21 protein-coding genes and 1 pseudogene are annotated in these 21,274 nt (G+C 66.3%); 7 read left to right on the top strand and 15 right to left on the bottom strand.

The window, feature by feature from the left end; genetic code table 11:
* Window positions 1–17: 17 nt before the first annotated feature.
* Together ASC70_RS14875 and ASC70_RS14870 are read left to right on the top strand one after the other, a co-directional pair.
* Entirely contained in the window at window positions 18–509 is a 492-nt protein-coding gene (locus ASC70_RS14875; RefSeq protein ID WP_056051341.1) for a CinA family protein, read from the top strand.
* Complete coding sequence (locus tag ASC70_RS14870) at window positions 509–1,624, top strand: FUSC family protein (RefSeq protein ID WP_056051340.1); 1,116 nt, start codon at window positions 509–511, stop codon at window positions 1,622–1,624. The genes ASC70_RS14875 and ASC70_RS14870 overlap by 1 nt, the downstream gene beginning before the upstream one ends.
* On the opposite strand, the gene ASC70_RS14865 is transcribed toward ASC70_RS14870, so the two are convergent.
* Together ASC70_RS14865 and lipA are read right to left on the bottom strand one after the other, a co-directional pair.
* A complete protein-coding gene (locus tag ASC70_RS14865; protein WP_056051338.1) occupies window positions 1,621–2,073 on the bottom strand; it encodes a type II toxin-antitoxin system RatA family toxin in 453 nt (150 codons plus the stop codon). The genes ASC70_RS14870 and ASC70_RS14865 overlap by 4 nt on opposite strands.
* Window positions 2,074–2,077: 4 nt before the next feature.
* Entirely contained in the window at window positions 2,078–3,055 is a 978-nt protein-coding gene (gene lipA, locus ASC70_RS14860; protein WP_047405686.1) for a lipoyl synthase, read from the bottom strand.
* Between the two features lie 196 nt (window positions 3,056–3,251).
* Here lipA and ASC70_RS14855 point away from each other — a divergent pair, with 196 nt between their 5' ends.
* The 3 genes from ASC70_RS14855 to ASC70_RS14845 all read left to right on the top strand — a co-directional run bounded on the left by ASC70_RS14855 (window position 3,252) and on the right by ASC70_RS14845 (window position 6,332).
* On the top strand, window positions 3,252–4,199 hold the full coding sequence (locus ASC70_RS14855; protein ID WP_235519399.1) for an alpha/beta fold hydrolase: 948 nt from the start codon (window positions 3,252–3,254) through the stop codon (window positions 4,197–4,199).
* A gap of 104 nt (window positions 4,200–4,303) precedes the next feature.
* Window positions 4,304–5,857, top strand: coding sequence for an AMP-binding protein (locus tag ASC70_RS14850; RefSeq protein ID WP_056051335.1), 1,554 nt, complete (start codon window positions 4,304–4,306; stop codon window positions 5,855–5,857).
* Between the two features lie 79 nt (window positions 5,858–5,936).
* On the top strand, window positions 5,937–6,332 hold the full coding sequence (locus ASC70_RS14845; protein WP_056051333.1) for a DoxX family protein: 396 nt from the start codon (window positions 5,937–5,939) through the stop codon (window positions 6,330–6,332).
* Here ASC70_RS14845 and ASC70_RS14840 read toward each other — a convergent pair.
* The 8 genes and pseudogenes from ASC70_RS14840 to ASC70_RS14805 form a co-directional block, all read right to left on the bottom strand.
* Complete coding sequence (locus ASC70_RS14840) at window positions 6,329–7,792, bottom strand: DUF6880 family protein (RefSeq protein ID WP_056051332.1); 1,464 nt, start codon at window positions 7,790–7,792, stop codon at window positions 6,329–6,331. The two genes, ASC70_RS14845 and ASC70_RS14840, sit on opposite strands and share 4 nt — an antisense overlap.
* Window positions 7,793–7,811: 19 nt before the next feature.
* Window positions 7,812–9,212, bottom strand: a complete 1,401-nt coding sequence (gene lpdA / locus ASC70_RS14835) for a dihydrolipoyl dehydrogenase (protein WP_056052770.1) — start codon at window positions 9,210–9,212, stop codon at window positions 7,812–7,814.
* Window positions 9,213–9,295: 83 nt separating this feature from the next.
* Entirely contained in the window at window positions 9,296–9,772 is a 477-nt protein-coding gene (locus ASC70_RS14830) for a glutathione peroxidase (RefSeq protein WP_056051328.1), read from the bottom strand.
* Between the two features lie 22 nt (window positions 9,773–9,794).
* Window positions 9,795–11,102 (bottom strand): pyruvate dehydrogenase complex dihydrolipoamide acetyltransferase, encoded by a 1,308-nt coding sequence (locus ASC70_RS14825; protein ID WP_056051326.1) that lies wholly within the window; start codon window positions 11,100–11,102, stop codon window positions 9,795–9,797.
* A 12-nt stretch (window positions 11,103–11,114) separates the two neighbouring features.
* Window positions 11,115–11,198 (bottom strand): annotated as a pseudogene (locus tag ASC70_RS25205) (aldehyde-activating protein); the annotation flags it as partial.
* Window positions 11,199–11,604: 406 nt separating this feature from the next.
* Window positions 11,605–12,969 carry a pyruvate dehydrogenase complex E1 component subunit beta gene (locus ASC70_RS14815; protein ID WP_056051323.1) on the bottom strand — a complete coding sequence of 455 codons (1,365 nt, stop codon included), beginning with the start codon at window positions 12,967–12,969 and terminating at the stop codon, window positions 11,605–11,607.
* Window positions 12,966–13,997 carry a pyruvate dehydrogenase (acetyl-transferring) E1 component subunit alpha gene (gene pdhA, locus ASC70_RS14810; protein WP_047405704.1) on the bottom strand — a complete coding sequence of 344 codons (1,032 nt, stop codon included), beginning with the start codon at window positions 13,995–13,997 and terminating at the stop codon, window positions 12,966–12,968. Before pdhA ends, ASC70_RS14815 begins: the two co-directional genes overlap by 4 nt.
* A gap of 164 nt (window positions 13,998–14,161) precedes the next feature.
* Window positions 14,162–14,464 carry a septum formation initiator family protein gene (locus ASC70_RS14805; RefSeq protein WP_047405705.1) on the bottom strand — a complete coding sequence of 101 codons (303 nt, stop codon included), beginning with the start codon at window positions 14,462–14,464 and terminating at the stop codon, window positions 14,162–14,164.
* 338 nt (window positions 14,465–14,802) lie between these two features.
* On the opposite strand from ASC70_RS14805, the gene ASC70_RS14800 reads away from it, so the two are divergent.
* Window positions 14,803–15,396 (top strand): hypothetical protein, encoded by a 594-nt coding sequence (locus ASC70_RS14800; protein WP_156396223.1) that lies wholly within the window; start codon window positions 14,803–14,805, stop codon window positions 15,394–15,396.
* Window positions 15,397–15,417: 21 nt separating this feature from the next.
* On the opposite strand, the gene eno is transcribed toward ASC70_RS14800, so the two are convergent.
* From eno to secG, 5 genes are all read right to left on the bottom strand, one after another.
* Window positions 15,418–16,698 carry a phosphopyruvate hydratase gene (gene eno / locus ASC70_RS14795; protein ID WP_056051315.1) on the bottom strand — a complete coding sequence of 427 codons (1,281 nt, stop codon included), beginning with the start codon at window positions 16,696–16,698 and terminating at the stop codon, window positions 15,418–15,420.
* 81 nt (window positions 16,699–16,779) lie between these two features.
* Complete coding sequence (locus ASC70_RS14790) at window positions 16,780–17,772, bottom strand: retropepsin-like aspartic protease (protein ID WP_056051314.1); 993 nt, start codon at window positions 17,770–17,772, stop codon at window positions 16,780–16,782.
* A 121-nt stretch (window positions 17,773–17,893) separates the two neighbouring features.
* Window positions 17,894–18,076 (bottom strand): 50S ribosomal protein L32, encoded by a 183-nt coding sequence (gene rpmF, locus ASC70_RS14785; RefSeq protein WP_010919589.1) that lies wholly within the window; start codon window positions 18,074–18,076, stop codon window positions 17,894–17,896.
* A gap of 125 nt (window positions 18,077–18,201) precedes the next feature.
* Entirely contained in the window at window positions 18,202–19,854 is a 1,653-nt protein-coding gene (locus tag ASC70_RS14780; RefSeq protein WP_056051313.1) for a CTP synthase, read from the bottom strand.
* Window positions 19,855–19,968: 114 nt separating this feature from the next.
* Entirely contained in the window at window positions 19,969–20,541 is a 573-nt protein-coding gene (gene secG / locus ASC70_RS14775; RefSeq protein WP_056051311.1) for a preprotein translocase subunit SecG, read from the bottom strand.
* 141 nt (window positions 20,542–20,682) lie between these two features.
* On the opposite strand from secG, the gene ASC70_RS14770 reads away from it, so the two are divergent.
* Complete coding sequence (locus tag ASC70_RS14770) at window positions 20,683–21,198, top strand: GNAT family N-acetyltransferase (protein WP_056051310.1); 516 nt, start codon at window positions 20,683–20,685, stop codon at window positions 21,196–21,198.
* Window positions 21,199–21,274: the final 76 nt, after the last annotated feature.

Genomic DNA, 21,274 nt, shown 5'->3' with positions numbered 1-21,274 from the left:
CGAATCCGGAGAGCCGCATGTTCCCGCTGGACATCCAGACCCTGGCCCGACTGCTGATCGACGAAGCGCGCGGCAAGTCGCTGCGCCTCGTGGCCGCCGAGAGCTGCACCGGAGGGCTCGTGGCCGGAGCGATCTGCTCGATCTCCGGCGCTTCCGACGTGTTCGAGCGCGGCTTCGTCACGTACACCAACCGCGCCAAGTCCGAGATGCTGGGCGTGCCGGGAGACCTGATCGCCGACCATGGCGCGGTCTCCGAGCCGGTCGCGCGAATGATGGCCGAGGGCGCGCTGCGCGAAAGCAACGGCCATGTCGCGGTCGCCATCACGGGCATCGCCGGCCCTGGCGGCGGCACGCCGATGAAACCGGTGGGCACGGTCCATTTCGCCGTCGCCCGCGCCAATCGCTCGGTCGTGCACCGGCACGAACGGTTCGAGGGTGAGACTCGCGAAGCGGTGCAGCTGGCGGCGGTGCGAACGGCTCTCGAAATGCTCCGCGAGGCAGTGGCCTAGTGCCCGAGACCGCGCCCAGCGACTGGAGACGCTTCGCGGGCGTCAATCTCTCGCAAAGGGCGCTGAAGGCCGCCGCCGCGCGCAAGACCGAGATCCGCCACGCGATCCGTGTCTCCGCCGCCGTCGGCGCCGCCTTCGCCCTGGCGACCTTGCTGCGCCTGCCACAGGGCTATTGGGCCGTCTTCACCGCCGTTATCGTGGTGCAGTCCAGCCTGGGCGCGACCATCACGGCCTCGGTCGAGCGGTTCATGGGTACGGTGGTCGGCGCGCTGGCCGGCGCGGCGGCGGCCTATTTCCACGCGCGCTGGCCGCAGTTTGGAGGGTTGATCCTCTGCGTGACCGTCGCGCTGCTGGCGTTCGTGGTCTCGGTCCGTCCGGCGCTGAAGGTCGCCCCCGTCACCGCCGTGATCATGCTGATAGGCACGACGACGCACATGGATCCGCTACTTGCCGCTGCCTGGCGGGTGGCGGAGATCACGGTCGGCAGCCTCGTCGGGGTCGCCGCCACCCTGCTGATCTTCCCGGCCCGCGCTCACACTTCCGTGGTCTCGAGCGTCCAGAAGATCGCCGGCCTGCAGGCCCATATTCTCGACAGTCACGTTCTGACCCTGCGGGGAACGCCCGGCCCGACCGATTACCTCAAGGCTCAGGACGATCTGCGCGCCGCGCTGGCCAAGCTGCAAACCGCGGTGACCGAGGCCGATCGCGAGAGCGCCAGCAAGCTCAGCGACCGCTCTGTCTCTGAGGCCCTGCCTCGGACGCTCTGGCGGCTGCGCAACGACACGGTGATGGTCGGACGCACGCTGCACGAGCCCCTGCCCGCCGCCGACCTGGCGCCGGCGGCGGCCGACATGCTGGAGGCCAGCGCGCGTTTCCTCCGAGGAACGGCCGATCTTCTGACCAAAGGTCCGCGACCCGATCGCATCGCCTTTGCTGAGGCCCATCAGGCGTTCCAGGTCTGCGTCGAAGGCCTGCGCGCCAAGGGCGTCACCCGGGACCTGGAGTTTGACGACGCCGCGCGGGTGTTCGGCCTGGTGTTCGCGATCGAGAACCTGTTCGCCAACCTCGGCGATTTCGAGGAGCGGATCGAAGAGGTCGTGCGGAAGAAGGACTAGGCCTTCGCGCCGTAGACCTGCCGCGCGCGATCTTCGAAACAGGCGATCAGCTTGTTGGCGGCCTTGTCGATATTGGCGGCCAGGAGAGCATCGAGCATCGCCGACTTGAAGGCGAAGTCGATCACGAACTCGACACGGGTCACGTCGCCTTCCGGAACGAAGCGCCAGCCATTGGCCAGCCGCTTGAACGGGCCGTACAGCAGATTGACGTCGATACTCAGCGCCTCGCGATCGCGGCGCACGCGGGTGGCGAACTTCTCGCGCAGGAACGAGAAGCCGACCTGGGCTTCGGCGTCGACCGTGCTGATCGGGCCGTCCACGCGGCCATTCCAGGTGCGCATGCCGGTGATCCACGGCACGAACTTGGGATAGGTCTCGACGTCTCCGACGAGGTCGAACAATTGCTCGGGCGCGTACGGCAGCACCCGCGTGACGACGTGGCGGTGCAAGGCTTTACGCTGAGCGAGCGTCTAGCGCGCGGCGCGCGGCCTGCAGCTTGGCGAAGTCCTCGCCCGCGTGGTGCGACGAGCGGGTCAGCGGACTGGACGAGACCATCAGGAAACCCTTGGCGCGGGCGATCGCCTCGTACGCCTTGAATTCCTCGGGGGTCACGAACCGGTCGATCGCCGCGTGCTTGCGGGTCGGCTGCAGATACTGGCCGATGGTGATGAAATCGACGCCGGCCGAGCGCATGTCGTCCATCACCTGCATGACCTCTTCCTTGGTCTCGCCCAGGCCGACCATCAGGCCGGACTTGGTGAACTGGGAAGGATCGCGCTCCTTCACCCGCTCCAGCAGGCGCAACGAGTTGTAGTAACGCGCGCCGGGGCGGATCTTCAGATAGAGCCGCGGCACGGTCTCGAGGTTGTGGTTGAAGACGTCCGGCTTGGAGTCGATCACCACGTTCTCGGCGCGGTCCTTGCGCAGGAAGTCCGGCGTCAGGATCTCGATGGTCGTGCCCGGCGCGGCCGCGCGGATGGCCGTGACCACCTCGGCGAAGTGGCGAGCGCCGCCGTCGAGGAGGTCGTCGCGATCGACCGAGGTGATGACCACGTGCTTGAGGCCCATCTTGGCGACGGCCTCGGCCACGCGGCGCGGCTCGTCAGGGTCCAGCTGAGTCGGCAGACCGGTGGTGACGTTGCAGAAGGCGCAGGCGCGAGTGCAGATCTCGCCCATGATCATCATGGTCGCGTGCTTCTGGCTCCAGCACTCGCCGATGTTCGGGCAGGCCGCTTCCTCGCAGACCGTGGTCAGCTTGTGCTCGCGCACGATGCCCTTGGTCTCGTTGTACTGGCCCGAACCGGGCGCGCGCACGCGCAGCCAGTCGGGTTTGCGAAGCACCGGCGTATCGGGGCGGTTCTGCTTTTCGGGATGGCGCGCCGCCCGGTCTTCCGAGCCGCGAGCCTTCAGGGTGTCGATCACCGTGGCCATGGCGCCTAAATCGGTCTTCTTGCCCTCCGGATCAAGCGCTTGATCTTGCTTAAGGTCGCGACGCGCGAAATGACTGGGCCATATGCGTCGCCGCCTTCTCGTTGTTGCCCTGGCAATCGTTCCAATTCTGACCGTCGCCGCCTGCGGCGACGGAGCCTCGCGTGCGCCGTTCGCCGAGACGCGAACGCCCCCATCGTTGAGCGCCCGCTTCTATGCGCCGCAAGGCTGGGCCTGGGGTTTTGTCCGCAGCGGCGAGGGCCTGATCCAGCGCTACGGCGTCGCCTCCCCCCCGGTCACGCCGCGCGCCACGATCTTGATCCTGACGGGTTACGGCGAAAGCGCCGAGGCGTGGTTCGAGACGATTTCCGAACTGAACGCGCGGGGTTTCACCGTCTGGGTGTTGGAGCGCCAGGGCCAGGGCGGGTCCGAGCGCGCCACGCCGTGGCGTGACCTCGGCCATGCCGACCGCTTCGATCCCGACGTCTCCGCCGTTCGCGCCCTGACCAAGGGGGTGATCCGGCCGCGCATCGACATTCCGTTCGTGGTGCTCGGTCATTCGGAAGGCGGCCTGGTTGCGTTGCTGGCGGCCGAACAAGGTCTTGCGATGGACGGCCTTATCCTGTCCTCGCCCGCCTTTGGCCTGAGCAATCTGCCTCGGCCACGCTCGGATTTCGCGCGCTTCACACCGGCCATGCGAGCCTTGCGCCTAGGTTGGATCCGCACCCCGGACCAGCCCGGTTGGCGGCGCGACGGCCCCGACGGCGTCCAGTCCGGCGCAACCCATGACGCGCAACGCGGCAAGGTCCAGGCCGCCTGGATGCTGGCCAATCCCGATCTGCGGATGGGGGGGCGCAGCCTGGGTTGGTTCGCGGCCTTCTTCGACGCCTCCGAAACCGCCGCCCGCGATATCCGTAGAGCCAACGTCCCGGCCCTAATGCTCGACGCCGGCAAGGACAAGGCGGTCACCGCCACGCCAAAAGGCCGTCTCTGCGCCGCGATGGCCGACTGCCAGGAGACCCGCTACCGCGACGCAGGTCATGACCTGCACATGGAATCGGACGCCGTCCGAGAGCCTTGGCTGGCCGCGATCGTCGATTTCACCCGCGCTCGCCTCGACGCCAAGGCCTTGCGCCGCAAGGGCTGATCCTCACGGTTCGTGACTCTTTCTTGCAAAGCCGGACCTTCCCCGGCAGACTCGGCGTTTAAAGAACGGGGGCGCCCTTTGCTCTTCGGGGAGGTTTCGCCGGCATGCCGGTAGCTTACGATGCGCAAGTTGGCCGCAAAGCCATCTTCGACGCCCTGATCGACGCTCGCGACAAGTATGGCGCCAAGAAAGCGATCCTGGAGGATCAGGACCGCAATCCGCTCAGCTATACGGACCTGATCCGCGCCAGCTTCGCGCTGGGCCGCAAGATCGCCGCGATGACCAAGCCTGGCGAGCACGTCGGGGTGCTGCTGCCGTCGGGCGCGGGCTCGGTGGTGACCTTCTTCGCCCTGCACGCCTTCGGCCGCGTGCCGACCATGCTGAACTTCACCGCGGGTCTGCGGAACATCAAGGCCGCCTGCAAGCTGGCCCAGATCAAGCGCGTATTGACCGCCCACAAATTCATCGAACTGGGCAAGCTGCACGACATCATCGACTGCATCGGCGAGCAGGCCGAGATCACCTATTTGGAAGACGTGCGCGCCACGATCGGCCTACCCGACAAGCTGTTCGCGGCGGCGGCGGGTTTCTTTCCCCGCCAATTTCGCGCGCCCGCCAAGCCGTCCGACAAGGGGGTAGTGCTGTTCACCTCGGGCAGCTTCGGCGCGCCGCGTGGCGTGGTGCTGACCCAGGAGAATCTGGTCCAGAACGCCATGCAGATCGCGGCGCACATCGAGCTCGATCCGGATTGGGTGATGTTCAATCCGCTGCCGGTGTTCCACTGTTTCGGCCTGACCGGCGGCGTCATCCTGCCGATCCTGACCGGCATGAAGGCGTTCCAGTACCCCTCGCCCCTGCACACCAAGCAGATCCCGCCGCTGATCAAGGACGCCAAGGCCTCGATCCTGCTGGCCACCGACACCTTCGTGAACCAGTACGCCCGCGCTTCGGACACCGACGAGCTGGGCGCCCTGAAGTTCATCGTCTGCGGCGCCGAGAAGGTTCGCGACGAGACCCACGCCCTGATCGCCGAGCGCTTCAACGGCGTGCCGGTCCTGGAAGGCTATGGCGCCACCGAGGCTTCGCCGGTCATCGCCGTCAATAAGCCGACCGACAATCGCCCCGGCACCGTGGGCGGGCTGCTGCCCGGCCAGGAAATTCGCGTCGAGCCGGTCGAAGGCATCGCCGAAGGCGGTCGCTTTTTCGTGCGCGGTCCCAACATCATGGCGGGCTACTTGCGCGAGGACGGCGGCATCGACGCGCCCGAGGACGGCTGGCACGACACCGGTGACGTCGTCACCGTGACTGACGACCAGTGGATCACCATCAAGGGCCGCGTGAAGCGCTTCGCCAAGATCGGCGGCGAGATGGTCTCTCTGACCGCCGCCGAAGACCTAGCCTCGGCCGTTTGGCCCGACGGCCGCCATGCCGTGATCTCGATGCCTGACAAGAAGAAGGGCGAGAAGCTGGTCCTGGTCACCGATCGCCACGACGCCGATGTTGGCCCTCTGGTCGCCCATGCCCAGACGATCGGCGCGCCGGAGCTGGCCGTGCCGCGTAAGATCCTCAAGGTGCCTCAAGTGCCGGTGCTGGGCAGCGGCAAAACCGACTATGTCGCTATCCAGCGCATGGCCGAGACAGACACACGCGCCGCCTAGGCGCCATTCTCTTTCCAGTCTTTCAGTAAGCGTCGAGCCGCCAGAGCTCCCAGCGTTCGCATCAAGGAAGGACAACAGAATGGAACGTCTTACCGTCTGGGCGCCACGCGTGCTCAGCCTGCTCCGCATCATCGCCGCCCTGCTCTTCATGGAGCACGGCCTGATGAAGGTCTTCCACTTCCCCGCGGCTCAGCCGGGCGCGCCCGATCCGTTGCCGCCGATGCTGGTGGCGGCGGCCTGGTTGGAGATCGCCGGCGGCGGCCTGCTGGTGCTGGGCCTCTTCACGCGACCGGTAGCCTTCATTCTCTCGGGACAAATGGCGGTCGCCTACTTCCTCGCCCATGGCAGCAAGGGCTTTTGGCCGGCGCTGAACGGCGGCGAGGCGGCGATCCTGTTCTGCTTCGTCTTCTTTTATCTGGTTTTCCAAGGCCCCGGCGAATGGAGCCTCGACGCCCAGGTGCGCAAGCGGCCCTAGAAGACGCCGCCCAGGGCTCCCAGCTCCGCGCGGAAGCCCTGTTTGCGGCCGTGCATGGCGCGCAGGTCGGCGACGAAGGCCGGATGGTCTGGATGTTCGCCATACTCGGCGATCATGGCTGAAAGCGATTCTGCCTCCAGCAGTTGGCGCGCCGCCTCGGCGTAGCGCGTGGCGACGCCATAGGTCAGCACGTACTGGATGGAGGCCCGCAGCAGCAGCGTCGCCGCCAGGGGATAGCTCCCCTCCAACCGTCGCGCCGCCTCGGCCATGAGGATTTCGTCCGCGCCGTTGATCTCGCCCGAACGGGTCAGCACCAGCCGCGACGCGGCTGCCAGGTCAGGCCAGGAAACCAGGAAGGCCAGCGCTGTGTCGAAGCGCGGGAACCGCTTTGCGACGAGCTTGGCCTGATCCTCGGCCTCGACGTCGTCGAAGTCCGGCAAGCCTTTCAGATAGGCTCGCAGGCGTGGGATCGACAGCGTGGCCTCGAAGTCCGCCCATCGGCGCTTCTGGGCCTCGTCATGGTGTCCCGTCGCCTCCAGGGCCTCGAGCATCGCCTCTTCCCAGACGATGCGTTCCTCAACGCTGGTGGCGTGGCGGCCGCGTTGTTCGCCGGGCGCGCCGGCCTGCAGGGTCGCCAGGGCGTCCTCCCCTCGCCCGGCCGCGAGCAGCCGACGAGCGATCTCGGCGGAGACCAAGGGCGTACGCCGCAGTTCGGGGGCGAAGGTGGCCTCGAAGGCGTCGACGTCGCCGCTGGCGTCGGCCAAGCGGCGCAGGGCGTCCTTGTAGATCGCGCCCTGAGCGTCGAACAGGTGGGTCGAGCGGGTCGAGCGCGCGGCCAGCATCTTCTCCAGCGTCTCGCGCAGATGAGCCTGTCCCGTGGGGCCCAGCGCCGGACCCAGCGCGCCGATCAGAGGGCCGAACTGGGCGTAGTCGTCGCGGCGCAGCAGCTTGGCGATCCGGTCGGCCAGCGCGATTGGATCCGGCATGGCGGTGGCGGCGATCGCCCCGATCCCGTCTCGCGCCGCCAGGAAGACATCGCCGATCGGGCCCTCGGCCTGGCTCAGACGATCCAGGACCGGCGTCGCCAGGTCCAGAAGGTCCAGCATCAGGTCCAAGGCGGCGGTCGGATCGTCTTCCGCCAGCCGCTCGATCATCCGGCGGTGCAGATCGAGATCACGGGCGAAGGCGACCCGCTTGCGCCAGTGGATCCGCGAGGACGACTTGCCGATGGCCGCAAGACGCTTGGATATCTCCAGCGCCAAGCCTTCGCCGCTCGATTCAGCGAACAGCTCCAGCCGCAGCACGCGCTTGACGTGGCTGTCGTTTGAGAGATCGAGAAGGATGGCGGCCAGGCGTTCGGGACCGAGGTCGACCAGATTGGCCTCGGAAAGGGTCGTCTTGGACCCCTTCCTAGCCTTGGCCGGCTTCTCATCCGTCGTCGCGGCGGCTTTGCGCGCCATCCAGTCTCCTCAGGCGGACCTAGATGTGCAGCACGCGGCCGTAGGCGTCCAGCGCGGCTTCGTGCATGGCCTCCGACATGGTCGGGTGGGCGTAGACGATGCCGTGCAGATCTTCCTCGGTGGCTTCCAAGGTGATCGCGGTGACGAAGCCCTGGATCATCTCGGTCACTTCGTGGCCAATCATGTGCGCGCCGATCAGCGCGCCGGTCTTGGCGTCGAACACGGTCTTCACGAAGCCCTCGATCTCACCGGCCGCCACGGCCTTGCCGTTGACGCGGAACGGGAAGCGGCCCGCCTTGACCTCGATGCCAGCCGCCTTGGCGCCGGCCTCGGTGTAGCCGACCGAGGCGACCTGCGGGTTGGCATAGGTGCAGCCCGGGATCGGCGAGTTGACGTTCGGGGTCTTGTAGCCGGCGATGTGCTCGGCCGCGTGGATGCCCTCGTGGCTGGCCTTGTGAGCCAGCCAGGGCGGGCCGGCGGCGTCGCCGATGGCGTAGAGGCCCGCGACATTGGTCTCGCCGTGCTTGCCGGTGACGACGTGGCCGCGATCCATGTTCAGGCCGATGGCGTCCAGCCCCTCGGTGTTCGGCGCGATGCCAACGGCGACGATGCAGACGTCGGCGGCCAATTGCTCGATCTTGCCGCCGACATCGACCGTGACGGAGACGCCGGTCTTGGTCTTCTCGACCTTGCTGACCTTGGCCCCGATGCGGAACGCGATGCCGCGCTTCTCGAAAGCCTTCTGAGCGGCCTTGGAGACCTCGGCGTCCTCGACCGGCATGATGCGGTCGATCGCCTCGACGACGGTCACCTCGGCGCCCAGGGCGCGGTAGAAGCTGGCGAACTCGATGCCGATGGCGCCCGAGCCGATCACGACCAATGACTTGGGCATGGTCTTGGGGGCCAGGGCGTCGCGATAGGTCCAGATCTTGTCGCCGTCCGAGACCGCGCCAATGGCCGGGATCTCGCGAGCGCGGGCGCCGCTGGCCAGGATCACGTTCTTGGCCTGGACCGTACGGCTGCCGCCGGCCTTCAGGGCGATGACGAGCTTGGGAGACGGATTGCCCTTCTCCAGCTTGGCCTCGCCCTCGATGACCTCGATCTTGTGCTTCTTCATCAGGAAGGCGATGCCGCTGGACATCTGCTTGGCGACGCCGCGCGAGCGGTCGATGATCTTGGTGAAGTCGAACGAAGGCTTCTCGACCGACAGGCCGTAGCTGCCCAGATGCGACAGCTGTTCGTAGATCTCGCCCGACTTCAGCAGGGCCTTGGTGGGGATGCAGCCCCAGTTCAGGCAGATGCCGCCCAGGTTCTCGCGCTCGACGATGGCCGTCTTCAGGCCCAGCTGGCTGGCGCGGATCGCGGCCACATAGCCGCCAGGACCGGCGCCGATGACGACGACATCGAATTCCGTGGACATGTTCATCTTACCCTAGCTTGGACGTCGCCCGGGAGGAGCCGGACGGCCTAGATCGATCGGCCCGCAAGCCGATCCGGGAGAAACTAAAGCAGCGCCTCGACCGAGACCTTGAGGTCTTCAGGCTTCACGGTCGGCGCGAAACGCTCGACGACTTCGCCGTCCTTGCCGATCAGGAACTTGGTGAAGTTCCACTTGATCGCCTCGGTGCCCAAGACGCCCTTCTGCTCCTTCTTGAGGAAGCGGTAGAGCGGGTGGGCGTCGGCGCCGTTGACGTCGATCTTGCTCATCACCGGGAAGGTCACGTCGTAGGTCAGCGAGCAGAAGCTGGCGATTTCCTCGGCGTTACCCGGCTCCTGAGCGCCGAACTGGTTGCAGGGGAAGGCCAGGACCGTGAAGCCACGGTCCTTATGGTCCTTGTAGAGCGCCTCCAGGCCTTCGTACTGAGGCGTGAACCCGCACTTGCTGGCGGTGTTCACGATCAGCAGCACCTGGCCGCGATAGTCGGCCAGGCTCACGTCCTGGCCGTCCAGCGTCTTGGCCGAATAGTCGTAGACCGACATCGTCGCTCTCCCCGCGCCTAGATCAGACGATCAGGGTCAGCGGCTCTTCGATCAGCGGCTTGAAGGCCGCCAGGAACTTGGCGCCGACCGAACCGTCGACCACGCGGTGATCGCAGGTCAGGGTCACGGTCATCACGGTAGCGATCTTGATCTCGCCGTTCTTGACCACCGGACGTTGCTCGCCGGCGCCCACGCTCATGATCGCGCCTTGCGGCTCGTTGATGATCGAAGCGAACGACTTGATGCCGAACATGCCCAGGTTCGAGATCGAGAAGGTGCCGCCCTGGAATTCCTCGGGCTTCAGCTTCTTGTCCTTGGCGCGCTGGGCCAGGTCCTTCATCTCGGCTGAAATCTGGGCCAGGCCCTTGGTTTCGGCCTTGCGGATGATCGGAGTGATCAGGCCGCCCTCGATCGCCACGGCGACGGCGATGTCGGCGTGGTGGTGCATGGCCAGGCCTTCCGGCGTGTAGGAGGCATTGGCTTCCGGCACCTGCTTCAGGGCCACGGCGGCGGCCTTGATGACGATGTCGTTGACCGAGACCTTCACGCCTTGCTTTTCCAGCAGGCTGTTGATCTTGGCGCGCGCCGCCAGCAGGGCATCGATCTCGAGATCGATCTGCAGCGGGAAGTGCGGCACGTCACGGAAGCTTTCCGTCATCCGACGCGCGATCGTCTTGCGCATGCCGTCCAGCGGGATCAGGTCGTACGAGCCGGCGGGGATGCCCATCTGCTCCAGCGATTGGACCTGGCGCGGCGCGGCGGCGGCCGGAGCAGCGGCGGCGGGCGCGGCGCTCGGCGCGGCCTTGGCGGCCGGAGCGCCACCCGACTTGGCGGCTTCGACGTCCGACTTGACCACGCGGCCGTGCGGGCCGCTGCCCTTGACGCTCTTCAAGTCCAGACCAGCTGCCGAGGCCAGACGGCGAGCCAGCGGCGAGGCGAAGACGCGCGAACCGTCGGCGGCGACCGGAGCGACGGGCGCGGGCTTGGCGGGCGCGGCGGTCTCGCCGCCACCTTGAGCCGGCGCGGCCGGCTTTGGCGCTTCGGCGGCTTTCGGCGCTTCAGCCTTCGACGGCGGCGCGGGGCTGTCGCCCTCGCCCGCCAGCTTGGCGATCAGGGCGTTGACCTTGACGTTCTCGGTCCCGGCGTCGACCAGGATGGCTTCGATCACGCCTTCATCGACGGCTTCGACTTCCATCGTGGCCTTGTCGGTCTCGATCTCGGCGATCACATCGCCGGCCTTGACGGTGTCGCCGACCTTGACGTGCCACTTGGCGAGGGTTCCCTCCTCCATGGTGGGCGACAGGGCGGGCATCAGGATGTCGATCGACATTGAGCTTCTTCCTCAAGCGTTCGGGACGGCTTCGACCAAGGTGGTCGGCGTCCATTTGGCCTTGCGACGGGCAAGGCGTTGTTCGTCCGTTTCGTCGTGATAGTCCAGCCGTTCGGGCTCGCGACCGTCAAATCCCGGCAGAGCGGTTCCGACGACGTTGAGCGTCGCGTAGGCCTGGCCGTCGTCTTCGATCATCGCGGCGACGTAGCAGGCGCACTCGCGACAGATCAGGAAGTCGACGACGCGGCGACCGAACCGGTAGCGGTGCAACGCGCCCGGCGCGGCCGTGATGTGCAGCCGGCTGTCCGGATGGCTGGTCGTCCGACCACCCTGGCGGCGACAGAACTCGCACTGACAGGCCCGAAGCGGCAGCTCGGCCAGGGGCTTGCCCGGTTCGAGCTGCACGTGCACCGCGCCGCAATGGCAGGAGCCGTTCAGGACCGTCATCAGCGCGCCCTCGCCCGCTCACACGGGCCGAAGCCTAGGTGAGCGGGCATTGGGATCACCGGTAGCAGACCGCCTTGGCCGCCTTGACGATCTTTTCGACCGAAGGCAACGACAGGGCTTCCAGGTTGGCTGCATAGGGCAACGGCACGTCTTCCTGGTGAACCCGCAGCGGCGGGGCGTCCAGGTAGTCGAAGCCGAACTCCGTGATCCGCGCGACGATCTCGGCGCCGACGCCCATCGGGCCCCAGCCTTCCTCGGCCGTGACCAGGCGGTTGGTCTTCTTGACGCTTTCCAGGACCGTGGCGTGGTCCATCGGACGGATCGTGCGCAGGTCGACGACCTCCGCCGAAATGCCTTCCTTCTCCAGCTCCTCGGCCGCCTTCAGGGCGAAGCCCACCATGCGGCTGTAGGCCACCAGGGTGACGTCCGAGCCTTCGCGGCGGACCTTGGCCTTGCCGATCGGCACGACCCAGTCCTCGACATCCGGAATGTCGAACTCGTGGCCGTACATCATCTCGTGTTCGAGGAAGACGACCGGGTTGGGATCGCGGATCGCGGCCTTCAGCAGGCCCTTGGCGTCGGCGGCGTCGTAAGGCGCGATGACCTTCAGACCCGGGACGTTGCCGTACCAGGCGGCGTAGTCCTGGCTGTGCTGGGCGCCGACCCGCGAGGCCGCGCCGTTCGGGCCGCGGAACACGATCGACGACTTGATCTGACCGCCCGACATGTACAGCGTCTTGGCGGCCGAGTTGATGATGTGGTCGATCGCCTGCATGGCGAAGTTCCAGGTCATGAACTCGACGATCGGCTTCAGACCGGCCATCGCCGCGCCGACGCCCATGCCGGCGAAGCCGTGCTCGGTGATCGGGGTGTCGATGACGCGCTTGTCGCCAAACTCCTGCAGCAGCTCGCGGCTGACCTTGTAGGCGCCCTGGTACTGGGCGACTTCCTCGCCCATCAGGAAGACGCGATCGTCCTTGCGCATTTCCTCGGCCATCGCGTCGCGTAGGGCGTCGCGGACCGTGATCTTCTTCATCGGCGTGCCGGCCGGGATCTCAGGATCCTTCAGCTCGACAACCGGCGTGGCGGCCTGCGGCGGAGCCTTTTCCGGCTCACCCGAGAACTGCTCGGCTGCGGCTGGCTTGGCCACGGGCGCCGGCGCGGCGGCAGGGGTCGCCTCGCCTTCGCCCTTCAGACGCGCGATCAGGGTGTTGACCTTGACGTTCTCGCTACCGGCCGGAATCAGGATGGCTTCGATCACGCCTTCATCGACGGCTTCGACTTCCATCGTCGCCTTATCGGTTTCGATCTCGGCGATCACGTCGCCGGCCTTGATGGTGTCGCCTTCCTTGACGAGCCACTTGGCCAGGGTGCCTTCCTCCATCGTGGGGGAAAGCGCGGGCATCAGGATGTCCGTCACTCGGCGGCCTCCAGGTATACGTCGGTGTAGAGTTCGGAAGGATCCGGTTCAGGGCTGGTGCGGGCGAATTCGGCGGCCTCGGCGACGATGCGCTTCACGTCCGCGTCGACGCTCTTCAGGTCGTCTTCCGTCACGCCGGCCTTGGCCAGGCGTTCCTTGATGTGGTCGATCGGGTCGCGGGTCGTCTTGACCTCGTCGACCTCTTCCTTGGTGCGGTACTTGGCCGGGTCCGACATCGAGTGACCGCGGTAGCGGTAGGTCTTCATCTCGAGGATGTAGGGGCCCTGGCCGCTGCGGGCGTGCTCGCTGGCGCGGGCGCCGGCCTCACGCACGGCGACGATGTCCATGCCGTCGACTTCCTCGCCCGGGATCCGGAACGAGACGCCGCGCTTGTGGAAAGCCGTTTCGGACGCCGCGCGTTCGACGCTGGTGCCCATGGCGTACTGGTTGTTCTCGATCACGTACACGACCGGCAGCTTCCACAGCTGGGCCATGTTGAAGCTCTCGTAGACCTGGCCCTGGTTGGCCGCGCCGTCGCCCATATAGGCGTACGAGACGTTGCCATTGCCCTTGTAGTGGTTGGCCAGCGCCAGGCCCGTGCCGAGCGCGACCTGCGCGCCGACGATACCGTGGCCGCCGTAGAAGCCCGTCTCGATGTCGAACATGTGCATCGAGCCGCCCTTGCCGCGCGACGAACCGCCGGCGCGGCCGGTCAGTTCGGCCATCACTTCACGGGGATCCATGCCCGCGGCCAGCATGTGGCCGTGGTCGCGGTAGCCCGTGATGATCTGGTCGCCCTTCTGCGAGATCGACTGCATGCCGACCGCGATGGCTTCCTGACCAATGTAGAGGTGGCAGAAACCGCCGATCAGACCCATGCCGTACAGCTGGCCGGCGCGCTCCTCGAAGCGGCGGATCAGCAGCATGTCCTGATAGAATTTCAGGAGTTCGTCCTTGCCGACGAAGGTGTTGACACCGGTGTCAGGTGTCTTGCCCTCGGAGGCCTCAGCCTTGCGCGCACGCGCCATTCAAATCTCCCTGGCCAATCTTCATCGCGGCCTTCGTCCCTAGAGCATTTCCCGCCGAAAAGTCGTCGGTTCCGCGAAGGAAACGCCCTCATGTCTCGTCAAGACCAGCCTGGAGCCAAAGGTTCCAGGCCGACCGACAGCCGATTCCGAGGTTACGGGATCGGTCAGCTCGGACGCTTGACCCGGATCACATAGTCCCTCGGGTCGGCGTATCCTAGGAGAGAGCGCGCACGCTCTTCCAAGAGATCAGCCGACAGACTGCCGCTGCGTAATAGACGAGCGCGGGCCTCCAGGTCCATCCTCTCCGCGCGTATCTTCCTGAGTTCCTTTGTTTTTGCTGCGAGGTCCGCATTGCGCTGCGATATCGACAGCAGGCCTCGATCACCCGTCAGAGCGTGAAAGGCGAAGTAGAAAATCAGGAAAAAGATCGCCGCGGTCGGCAGGAAAGGTTGCAGTCGGGCGAACATCTGAGCTTCCCGGAGAGGGATTCGCAGGATCGCCGACCGTGCTTAACGCCTTCTAAATCCAGGCATTGCGAACGCCGGTCGTTCACTCGCCCGTCGCACGAACGATGCTTTCAGGTGAGATGGTTTCAGCAGCATCTAGATACTGCACCGCCGAAGTCAGTTCGCGACAGCGAACATCGCGCAGATGGTCTCGTTTGAAACCAAAGCTTCGCTTTTAGAAAATTTGTGGGTTAATCGATCGAGAAACCATTCCGGCCGATCAGAGACCGACGATATCCGTCGAAGAATCGCCTTGTTTACCCGCATCTTGAGGTGGAGCTTCAAGGGGGATGAAACCGATGACGTCGCGCCGAAACCTGATTGTTGGCCTCGCGGGAGGCGCGCTTCTCCCCGCTCTCGCCCGCGCCGGCGAACCCGAGATCGTCAAGGGTCGCAAGGGCGGACCCAATATGATCAAGGGCGCCCCGCCCAAGCTCGACTTCGGCGGGGGCCTCGTCATTCCGATGAACAGTTCGATCTTCAAGGCCCTCTGGGAGGGCGAGGATCGCTGGATCACCTACGGCCGCGCGCTTTCCGTCCAGAAGACGCGCGCCATGGGCCAGGCCGAGGACGCCGCCGTCGGCAAGATGAAGCTGATGCTGCTGACCTTGGTGTTCGCCCCGGACCGGCTGGAGCGGTTCGAAAACTGCGGCTGGAAGCTGAAATCCGAGAGCACCATCGACCTGGTCAAGGGCGACATCGCCCTGCCCGGCCGGCCCGTCATGCCGACGGTTGACGAGGTCAGCGGCCAGATCGGCCAGGTTCCGGAAGGCGGCTCGGTCGGCGACCCGGCCTTCCATGCCATCACCGGCTACATGGTGATGAAGAAGGACGCGCCCCTGGAGTACATAAAGAAGAAGGCGCAGCTCCTTTCGGAAGCCGCGCCTTCGTAGTCTCTAGCGATTTGGAAGGGCTCAGCGGCCCTTCAGCACCTTGCGGCCGAGATAGACGCCCTGATCGTCCAGCATCTGCTCGATGCGCAGCAGCTGGTTGTACTTGGCCACCCGATCCGAGCGGGCCAGCGAACCGGTCTTGATCTGACCGCAGTTCAGGGCGACCGCCAGGTCGGCGATCGTGGAGTCTTCCGTCTCGCCCGAGCGGTGGCTCATGACGCTGGTGTAGCCGTGACGGTGGGCCAGATCGACGGCGTCGATGGTTTCCGACAGCGTGCCGATCTGGTTGACCTTGACCAGGATCGAGTTGGCCAAGCCCTTGTCCAGACCCAGTTGCAGGCGCTTGGGATTGGTCACGAACAGGTCGTCGCCGACCAGCTGGACCTTCTTGCCCAGCGTCTCGGTCAGCAGCTTCCAGCCGTCGAAGTCGTCTTCCGACATGCCGTCCTCGATCGACAGGATCGGGAACTTCGCGGCCAGGCCCGCCAGATAGTCGACCATGCCGGCCGGATCCAGGCTCTTGCCTTCGCCTTCCAGCTCGTACTTGCCGTTCTTGAAGAACTCGGTGGCGGCAACGTCCAAGCCCAGGACGAAGTCGTCGCCGGCCTTGTAGCCGGCCGCTTCACCGGCCTTGACGATGAAGGCCAGGGCGTCTTCGGCCGAGCCGAGGTTCGGAGCGAAACCGCCCTCGTCGCCGACATTGGTGTTGTGGCCAGCGTCCTTCAGGGCCTTCTTCAGGCCGTGGAAGATCTCGGCGCCCATGCGCAGGGCTTCACTGAAGCTCTTGGCGCCGGTCGGCAGGATCATGAATTCCTGGATGTCGATCGGATTGTCGGCGTGGGCGCCGCCGTTGATGATGTTCATCATCGGGGTCGGCAGCACGCGGGCGTTCACGCCGCCGACGTATTTGTAGAGCGGCTGGCCGGCCGACTCGGCGGCGGCCTTGGCGGTGGCCAGCGAGACGCCCAGGATCGCGTTGGCGCCGAGGCGGGCCTTGTTCGGCGTGCCGTCCAGCTCGATCAGCAGGTTGTCGACCCGGCGCTGGTCCTCGGCGTCCACGCCCGACAGGGCGTCGAAGATCTCGCCGTTGACCGCGTTCACGGCTTCCAGGACGCCCTTGCCGAGATAGCGGGCCTTGTCGCCATCGCGCTTTTCGTTGGCTTCGTGCGCGCCGGTCGAGGCGCCCGACGGCACAGCGGCGCGACCAAAGGCGCCGTCATCGAGGACGACATCGACCTCGACCGTCGGATTGCCGCGGCTATCGAGGATTTCGCGGGCGATGATATCGACGATTTCGGTCATGGGAGCTCCCTTGGAAAAGGCGCCTCCCCTTACCGGCGTAACCCTGAAACCGCAACCATGCGCCTGCCGCCGCCGCAGGCCTCAGGCGTTGAACGTCGGCGCGACCAGGCCGCCCTGCCCCAACCGGAACAGCACGCGCCCCGCGCCAAAGTCCAGCTCGACCCGGGCGAACAACCGCAACACGTCGACCCCGATCAACGCCGCTGGCCGATCGTTGAGACCCCAGACGTCGAAGATGTGCAGGTCGGCGAACGCCATGGGGATGTTGGTGACCCGCAGGTCGCCCATGACGATGGACGGCACGATGCGGAACTCGCCCAGTTGCATCTCGCCGCCGGCGGTCAGAAGGCGCGCCTGCTGGACCAGATCGGAAGAGCGGCGTCGGCGCGCGGCGATGGCGCGGGCCAGGGCCATGTTGCCGATGCTGACCCCGCCTCCGGAGTCGATGAAGGCCAGCGACCGAGCCCCGGCGATCCGCGAGTCGGCCAGGGTCAGCCGCCCGTATTTCTCATCGGCCAGGACCAGGACCTCGCGCGGTCCTCGGATCAACCCCGAGATCGGTTGGCTGCGACGGACTTCCAGCTGCTTTCTGTGGAAGTCCATGATGACGTTACGGCCCTCCAGGATATCGACGCCCAGCAGGCCGTCGGCTCCGACCCGGTCATAGGGCAGTATGGGCAGGACGACGTCGGCCAGACGGGCGTCGCCGGTGCGCAAGTGAGCAACGCGGGCTGTCGGACAGGTGACGGATCCCGAGACGCCGTGAACGAGCACATCCGGCCCGCGCGGCAAGGCCAGGCGCTCGGCCAAGCCCGGCGTCAGGACGCTACGGTCCGCGCCCGTGTCGACGACGAATTGATACTCGCCCTGCCCGTTGATCGAGACCGGAACGGTCAGGCGGGCGTCCTGGTCCAAGGAAGCGTCCAAGATCAGCAGCGGCTGCTCGGCGGGCGGAACCTGAGCTTGGGGAGGCGGCGTCTGCGACAGCGAAACCGGCGTGATCGCTTCGGCCAGCGCCGGCGGCGCGGCGAGCGAAATTCCCAGTCCCGCCGCTATGTCGCGGCGTGTGAGCATGGGCGTACCTCCCTGTCGGGAGGCTAGCACCGATTTCGACGCGTACGACGAAAATACGACGAAAAACGCCGCCCGGGCGAACCGGGCGGCGTCTTCAAGCCGTCAGAGGCGAAAGGAGACCTTAGTCTTCCTTCGGCGTCAGGATCTGCTTGCCGTTGTACATGCCGGTCTTCAGATCGACATGGTGCGGACGGCGCAGCTCGCCGGTGTCCTTGTCCTCGATGAACGAGTTGGCGCCCAGGGCGTGGTGCGACCGGCGCATGTTCCGGCGAGAAGGCGAAGTTTTTCTTTTGGGAACGGCCATCGAAGTGACTCTGCTCGCTGAGCGTGAAAATCGAGAGCGGCGACTCGGGCAATGCCCAGGCCGCCGCGTGAGGGCGCGCTTATGCCCGAATCTCTTCCCGGATGCAAGGACCCGGGAAAAACGTCTCAAACCAGCCTTCCGTGCTCCTTCGCCGCCGCGATGAAGCTGGCGAAAAGCGGGTGCGGCGCGAACGGACGGCTCTTCAGTTCGGGGTGATATTGCACCCCGATGAACCACGGATGGTCGTCCCGCTCGACGATCTCCGGCAGCACGCCGTTGGGCGAGCGGCCGGTCAGTTTCAGCCCCGCGTCCTCCATCAGGTGGGCGTAGCCGATATTGACCTCGTAGCGGTGGCGGTGGCGTTCGCTGATCTCGGTGGCGCCGTAGATCTCGGCGACCTTCGAGCCGGCCGTCAGGACCGCCTCATAGGCTCCCAGGCGCATGGTGCCGCCCAGGTCGTCGCTGGAGCGGCGCTGGACCGTCTCGTTGCCCTTGATCCACTCGGTCATGATGCCGACCACCGGACGCTCGGTCGGGCCGAACTCGCTGGAGCTGGCGTCCTTGATGCCGGCGACGTTCCGCAGGGTCTCGATGACGGCCATCTGCATCCCGAAGCAGATGCCGAAGTACGGCACCTTGCGTTCGCGGGCGAACTGGGCCGCCCTAATCTTCCCCTCGGCGCCCCGCTCGCCGAAGCCGCCGGGCACCATGATGGCGTGGGCGTTCTCCAGGCGGGCCGCGGCCGCGCCCTCGTCGCCCTCGAAGGTCTCGCTCTCGACCCAGTCCAGGTTGACCTTGACCTTATTGGCCAGGCCGCCGTGGTGCAGGGCTTCGATCAGCGATTTGTAGGCGTCCTTGAGCACCGTGTACTTGCCGACGACGGCGATGGTGACCTCGCCGTCGGGATGCTGGACGGTCTGATCGATCGTCTGCCAGCGCGTCAGGTCCGGGGCCGGCGCGTCGCTCATGCCGAAGACGTCCAGCACCTCGGCGTCGAGCCCCTGCTGGTGATAGTCGATCGGCACGGCGTAGATGGACGAAGAGTCCATCGCCTGGATGACCGCGCTGGGTCGCACATTGCAGAACTGGGCGATCTTGCGCTTTTCCTCGGGCGGGATCTCCTGCTCGCACCGGCACAGCAGGATGTCCGGCTGGATGCCGATCGAGCGCAGCTCCTTGACCGAGTGCTGGGTCGGCTTGGTCTTCATCTCGCCGGCCGTCTTGATGAACGGCAGCAAGGTCAGGTGCACATAGCAGCTCTGGCCGCGCGGCAGGTCCTGGCGCAGCTGGCGAATGGCCTCGAAGAACGGCAGGCCCTCGATGTCGCCGACCGTGCCGCCGATCTCGACCAGCACGAAGTCGACGGCCTTCTCGCCGCTCTCGTCCATGGCCGGCGACAGGACGAAGTCCTTGATCTCGTTGGTGACGTGCGGGATCACCTGGACGGTCGCGCCCAGATAGTCGCCGCGGCGTTCCTTCTCGATGATCGTCTTGTAGATCTGGCCGGTGGTGATGTTGTCGGCCTTGGTCGCCGACACGCCGGTGAAGCGCTCGTAGTGGCCAAGGTCGAGGTCGGTCTCGGCCCCGTCGTCGGTCACGAAGACCTCGCCGTGCTGATACGGGCTCATCGTGCCCGGATCGACGTTGAGATAGGGGTCGAGCTTACGAAGGCGAACCTTGTAGCCGCGCGCTTGCAGCAGCGCGCCGAGCGCCGCCGAGGCCAAACCCTTGCCAAGCGAGGAAACCACGCCGCCGGTGATGAAAATGTACCGCGTCATGGGCGATCAGATTACCCGTGATTCGTGGACGCCGGGGAAAAGACCGGCGTTCATCAACAAGATTAAACCCCCGAGGTCGCCCTCGGGGGTCGGTTTAAGGTCGTTCGAGAACGATTAAGGCTTGGGCTGTTCGGCCGGCGGGGCCGCGACGGTCGGGGTCGCGGCGGCCGCCGGAGCCGTTTCAGCCGGCTTGGCGGTGGCCTGGGCCGGAGCCTTGGCGGCCGGCTTCGGGGCCGGCGTGGCCTTGGCCGGCGCCGCCGGGGTCAGCAGCGAAGGCTGCGAGGTCGTCGGGGCCGGAGCGTTGATCTGCGGGGTCGGAGCCTGGATGGAGCCCGGCTGGGCGTTGGACGGCAGCGAGTCCAGCGAGCCCGGCGTGGGAGCCTGAGGCGCCGGCGCCGCGTTCAGGGTCTTGGAGTCGAGACCCTTGATGTCCAGGCGGTCGGCGACCGAGCCGCCGGTGTTGGCGCGGCCGGTCAGGATCGTCAGCGTCAAGCTGATCAGGAGGAAGACCGAGAACAGGATCCAGGTGATGCGGGTCAGCAGGTCGCCGGCGCCGCGAGCGGTCATGAAGCCGCTGTTGCCACCGCCCATGCCCAGCGCGCCGCCTTCGGAGCGTTGCAGCAGGACGACCCCGATCAGACCGAGGCAGACGACGATGTTGATGGCTAGCAGGACGCCGATAAGCATGACGAAAGTGTTCTCGATCCGGGCGCGGGCGAAATGCCGCGTGAAAAACGAAGCGGCCCCTCTACCACTAGCGGCGGCTCCGCGCCATAGCTGGGGAGCGCTCTCCCCAGCGCAAGCCCCCAAGCCATACCCCCGGACCGCATGATCCTCGAGACCGAACGCCTGACCCTCGCCCCCCTGACGGTCGACGACGCGCCCCTGATCTACCCGTTCCTCAGCGACGCCGAGGTGATGTCGAACCTTGACCAGGAGCCGATCGAGGATCCCGACGAGGTCGCCACGCGCGTCGTCGCCCAGGTCGACGAGATGACAGCGGGCGACGCCGCCTACTGGACGATCCGCCATACGACCAGCGGTGCGTTCCTGGGCTATTGCGAGTTCATCGACATCGACAAGCGCCACGACCGGGCCGAGATCCGCTTCGTGGTCGACCGCAAGGGCTGGGGCCAGGGCTTCGGCGCCGAGGCGGTCAGCGCCCTCCTCGCCTACGGCGCCAGCACCGGCCTCAAGAGCCTGGTGGCCAGCACCCACGTCGGCGACAACCGGGCCGAGCACCTGCTGCAGAAGCTGGGTTTCAAGGCCGAGGGCTATCTGAAAGGCGCCGTGCACCGCGACGGCGAGCGGCGCGACCGGCGGCTTTACGGGCTGAAGCTCTAGACGAGACGCCTCAATTTGGGTGCGGCGATCAGTGTTATCGACCCGCTTGGTTAACCCAGGCATGTTCACGGTTAAC

It is taken from the genome of Caulobacter sp. Root343 (genome assembly GCF_001425745.1).
GTDB lineage: Bacteria > Pseudomonadota > Alphaproteobacteria > Caulobacterales > Caulobacteraceae > Caulobacter.
The sequence above is the reverse complement of the archived record's forward strand: the minus strand, read 5'-3'. Positions and strand labels throughout refer to the sequence as shown.

What these genes read in the sequence shown, in the direction of transcription:
- pdhA (WP_047405704.1), bottom strand. Translation starts at nt 13,997, where the DNA reads ATGGCGCGTGCGCGCAAGGCTGAGGCCTCCGAGGGCAAGACACCTGAC.
- ASC70_RS14850 (WP_056051335.1), top strand. Translation starts at nt 4,304, where the DNA reads ATGCCGGTAGCTTACGATGCGCAAGTTGGCCGCAAAGCCATCTTCGAC.
- lipA (WP_047405686.1), bottom strand. Translation starts at nt 3,055, where the DNA reads ATGGCCACGGTGATCGACACCCTGAAGGCTCGCGGCTCGGAAGACCGG.
- secG (WP_056051311.1), bottom strand. Translation starts at nt 20,541, where the DNA reads ATGCTTATCGGCGTCCTGCTAGCCATCAACATCGTCGTCTGCCTCGGT.
- ASC70_RS14845 (WP_056051333.1), top strand. Translation starts at nt 5,937, where the DNA reads ATGGAACGTCTTACCGTCTGGGCGCCACGCGTGCTCAGCCTGCTCCGC.
- ASC70_RS14875 (WP_056051341.1), top strand. Translation starts at nt 18, where the DNA reads ATGTTCCCGCTGGACATCCAGACCCTGGCCCGACTGCTGATCGACGAA.
- lpdA (WP_056052770.1), bottom strand. Translation starts at nt 9,212, where the DNA reads ATGTCCACGGAATTCGATGTCGTCGTCATCGGCGCCGGTCCTGGCGGC.
- ASC70_RS14830 (WP_056051328.1), bottom strand. Translation starts at nt 9,772, where the DNA reads ATGTCGGTCTACGACTATTCGGCCAAGACGCTGGACGGCCAGGACGTG.
- ASC70_RS14770 (WP_056051310.1), top strand. Translation starts at nt 20,683, where the DNA reads ATGATCCTCGAGACCGAACGCCTGACCCTCGCCCCCCTGACGGTCGAC.
- ASC70_RS14805 (WP_047405705.1), bottom strand. Translation starts at nt 14,464, where the DNA reads ATGTTCGCCCGACTGCAACCTTTCCTGCCGACCGCGGCGATCTTTTTC.
- ASC70_RS14800 (WP_156396223.1), top strand. Translation starts at nt 14,803, where the DNA reads ATGACGTCGCGCCGAAACCTGATTGTTGGCCTCGCGGGAGGCGCGCTT.
- rpmF (WP_010919589.1), bottom strand. Translation starts at nt 18,076, where the DNA reads ATGGCCGTTCCCAAAAGAAAAACTTCGCCTTCTCGCCGGAACATGCGC.
- eno (WP_056051315.1), bottom strand. Translation starts at nt 16,698, where the DNA reads ATGACCGAAATCGTCGATATCATCGCCCGCGAAATCCTCGATAGCCGC.
- ASC70_RS14780 (WP_056051313.1), bottom strand. Translation starts at nt 19,854, where the DNA reads ATGACGCGGTACATTTTCATCACCGGCGGCGTGGTTTCCTCGCTTGGC.
- ASC70_RS14840 (WP_056051332.1), bottom strand. Translation starts at nt 7,792, where the DNA reads ATGGCGCGCAAAGCCGCCGCGACGACGGATGAGAAGCCGGCCAAGGCT.
- ASC70_RS14825 (WP_056051326.1), bottom strand. Translation starts at nt 11,102, where the DNA reads ATGTCGATCGACATCCTGATGCCCGCCCTGTCGCCCACCATGGAGGAG.
- ASC70_RS14790 (WP_056051314.1), bottom strand. Translation starts at nt 17,772, where the DNA reads ATGCTCACACGCCGCGACATAGCGGCGGGACTGGGAATTTCGCTCGCC.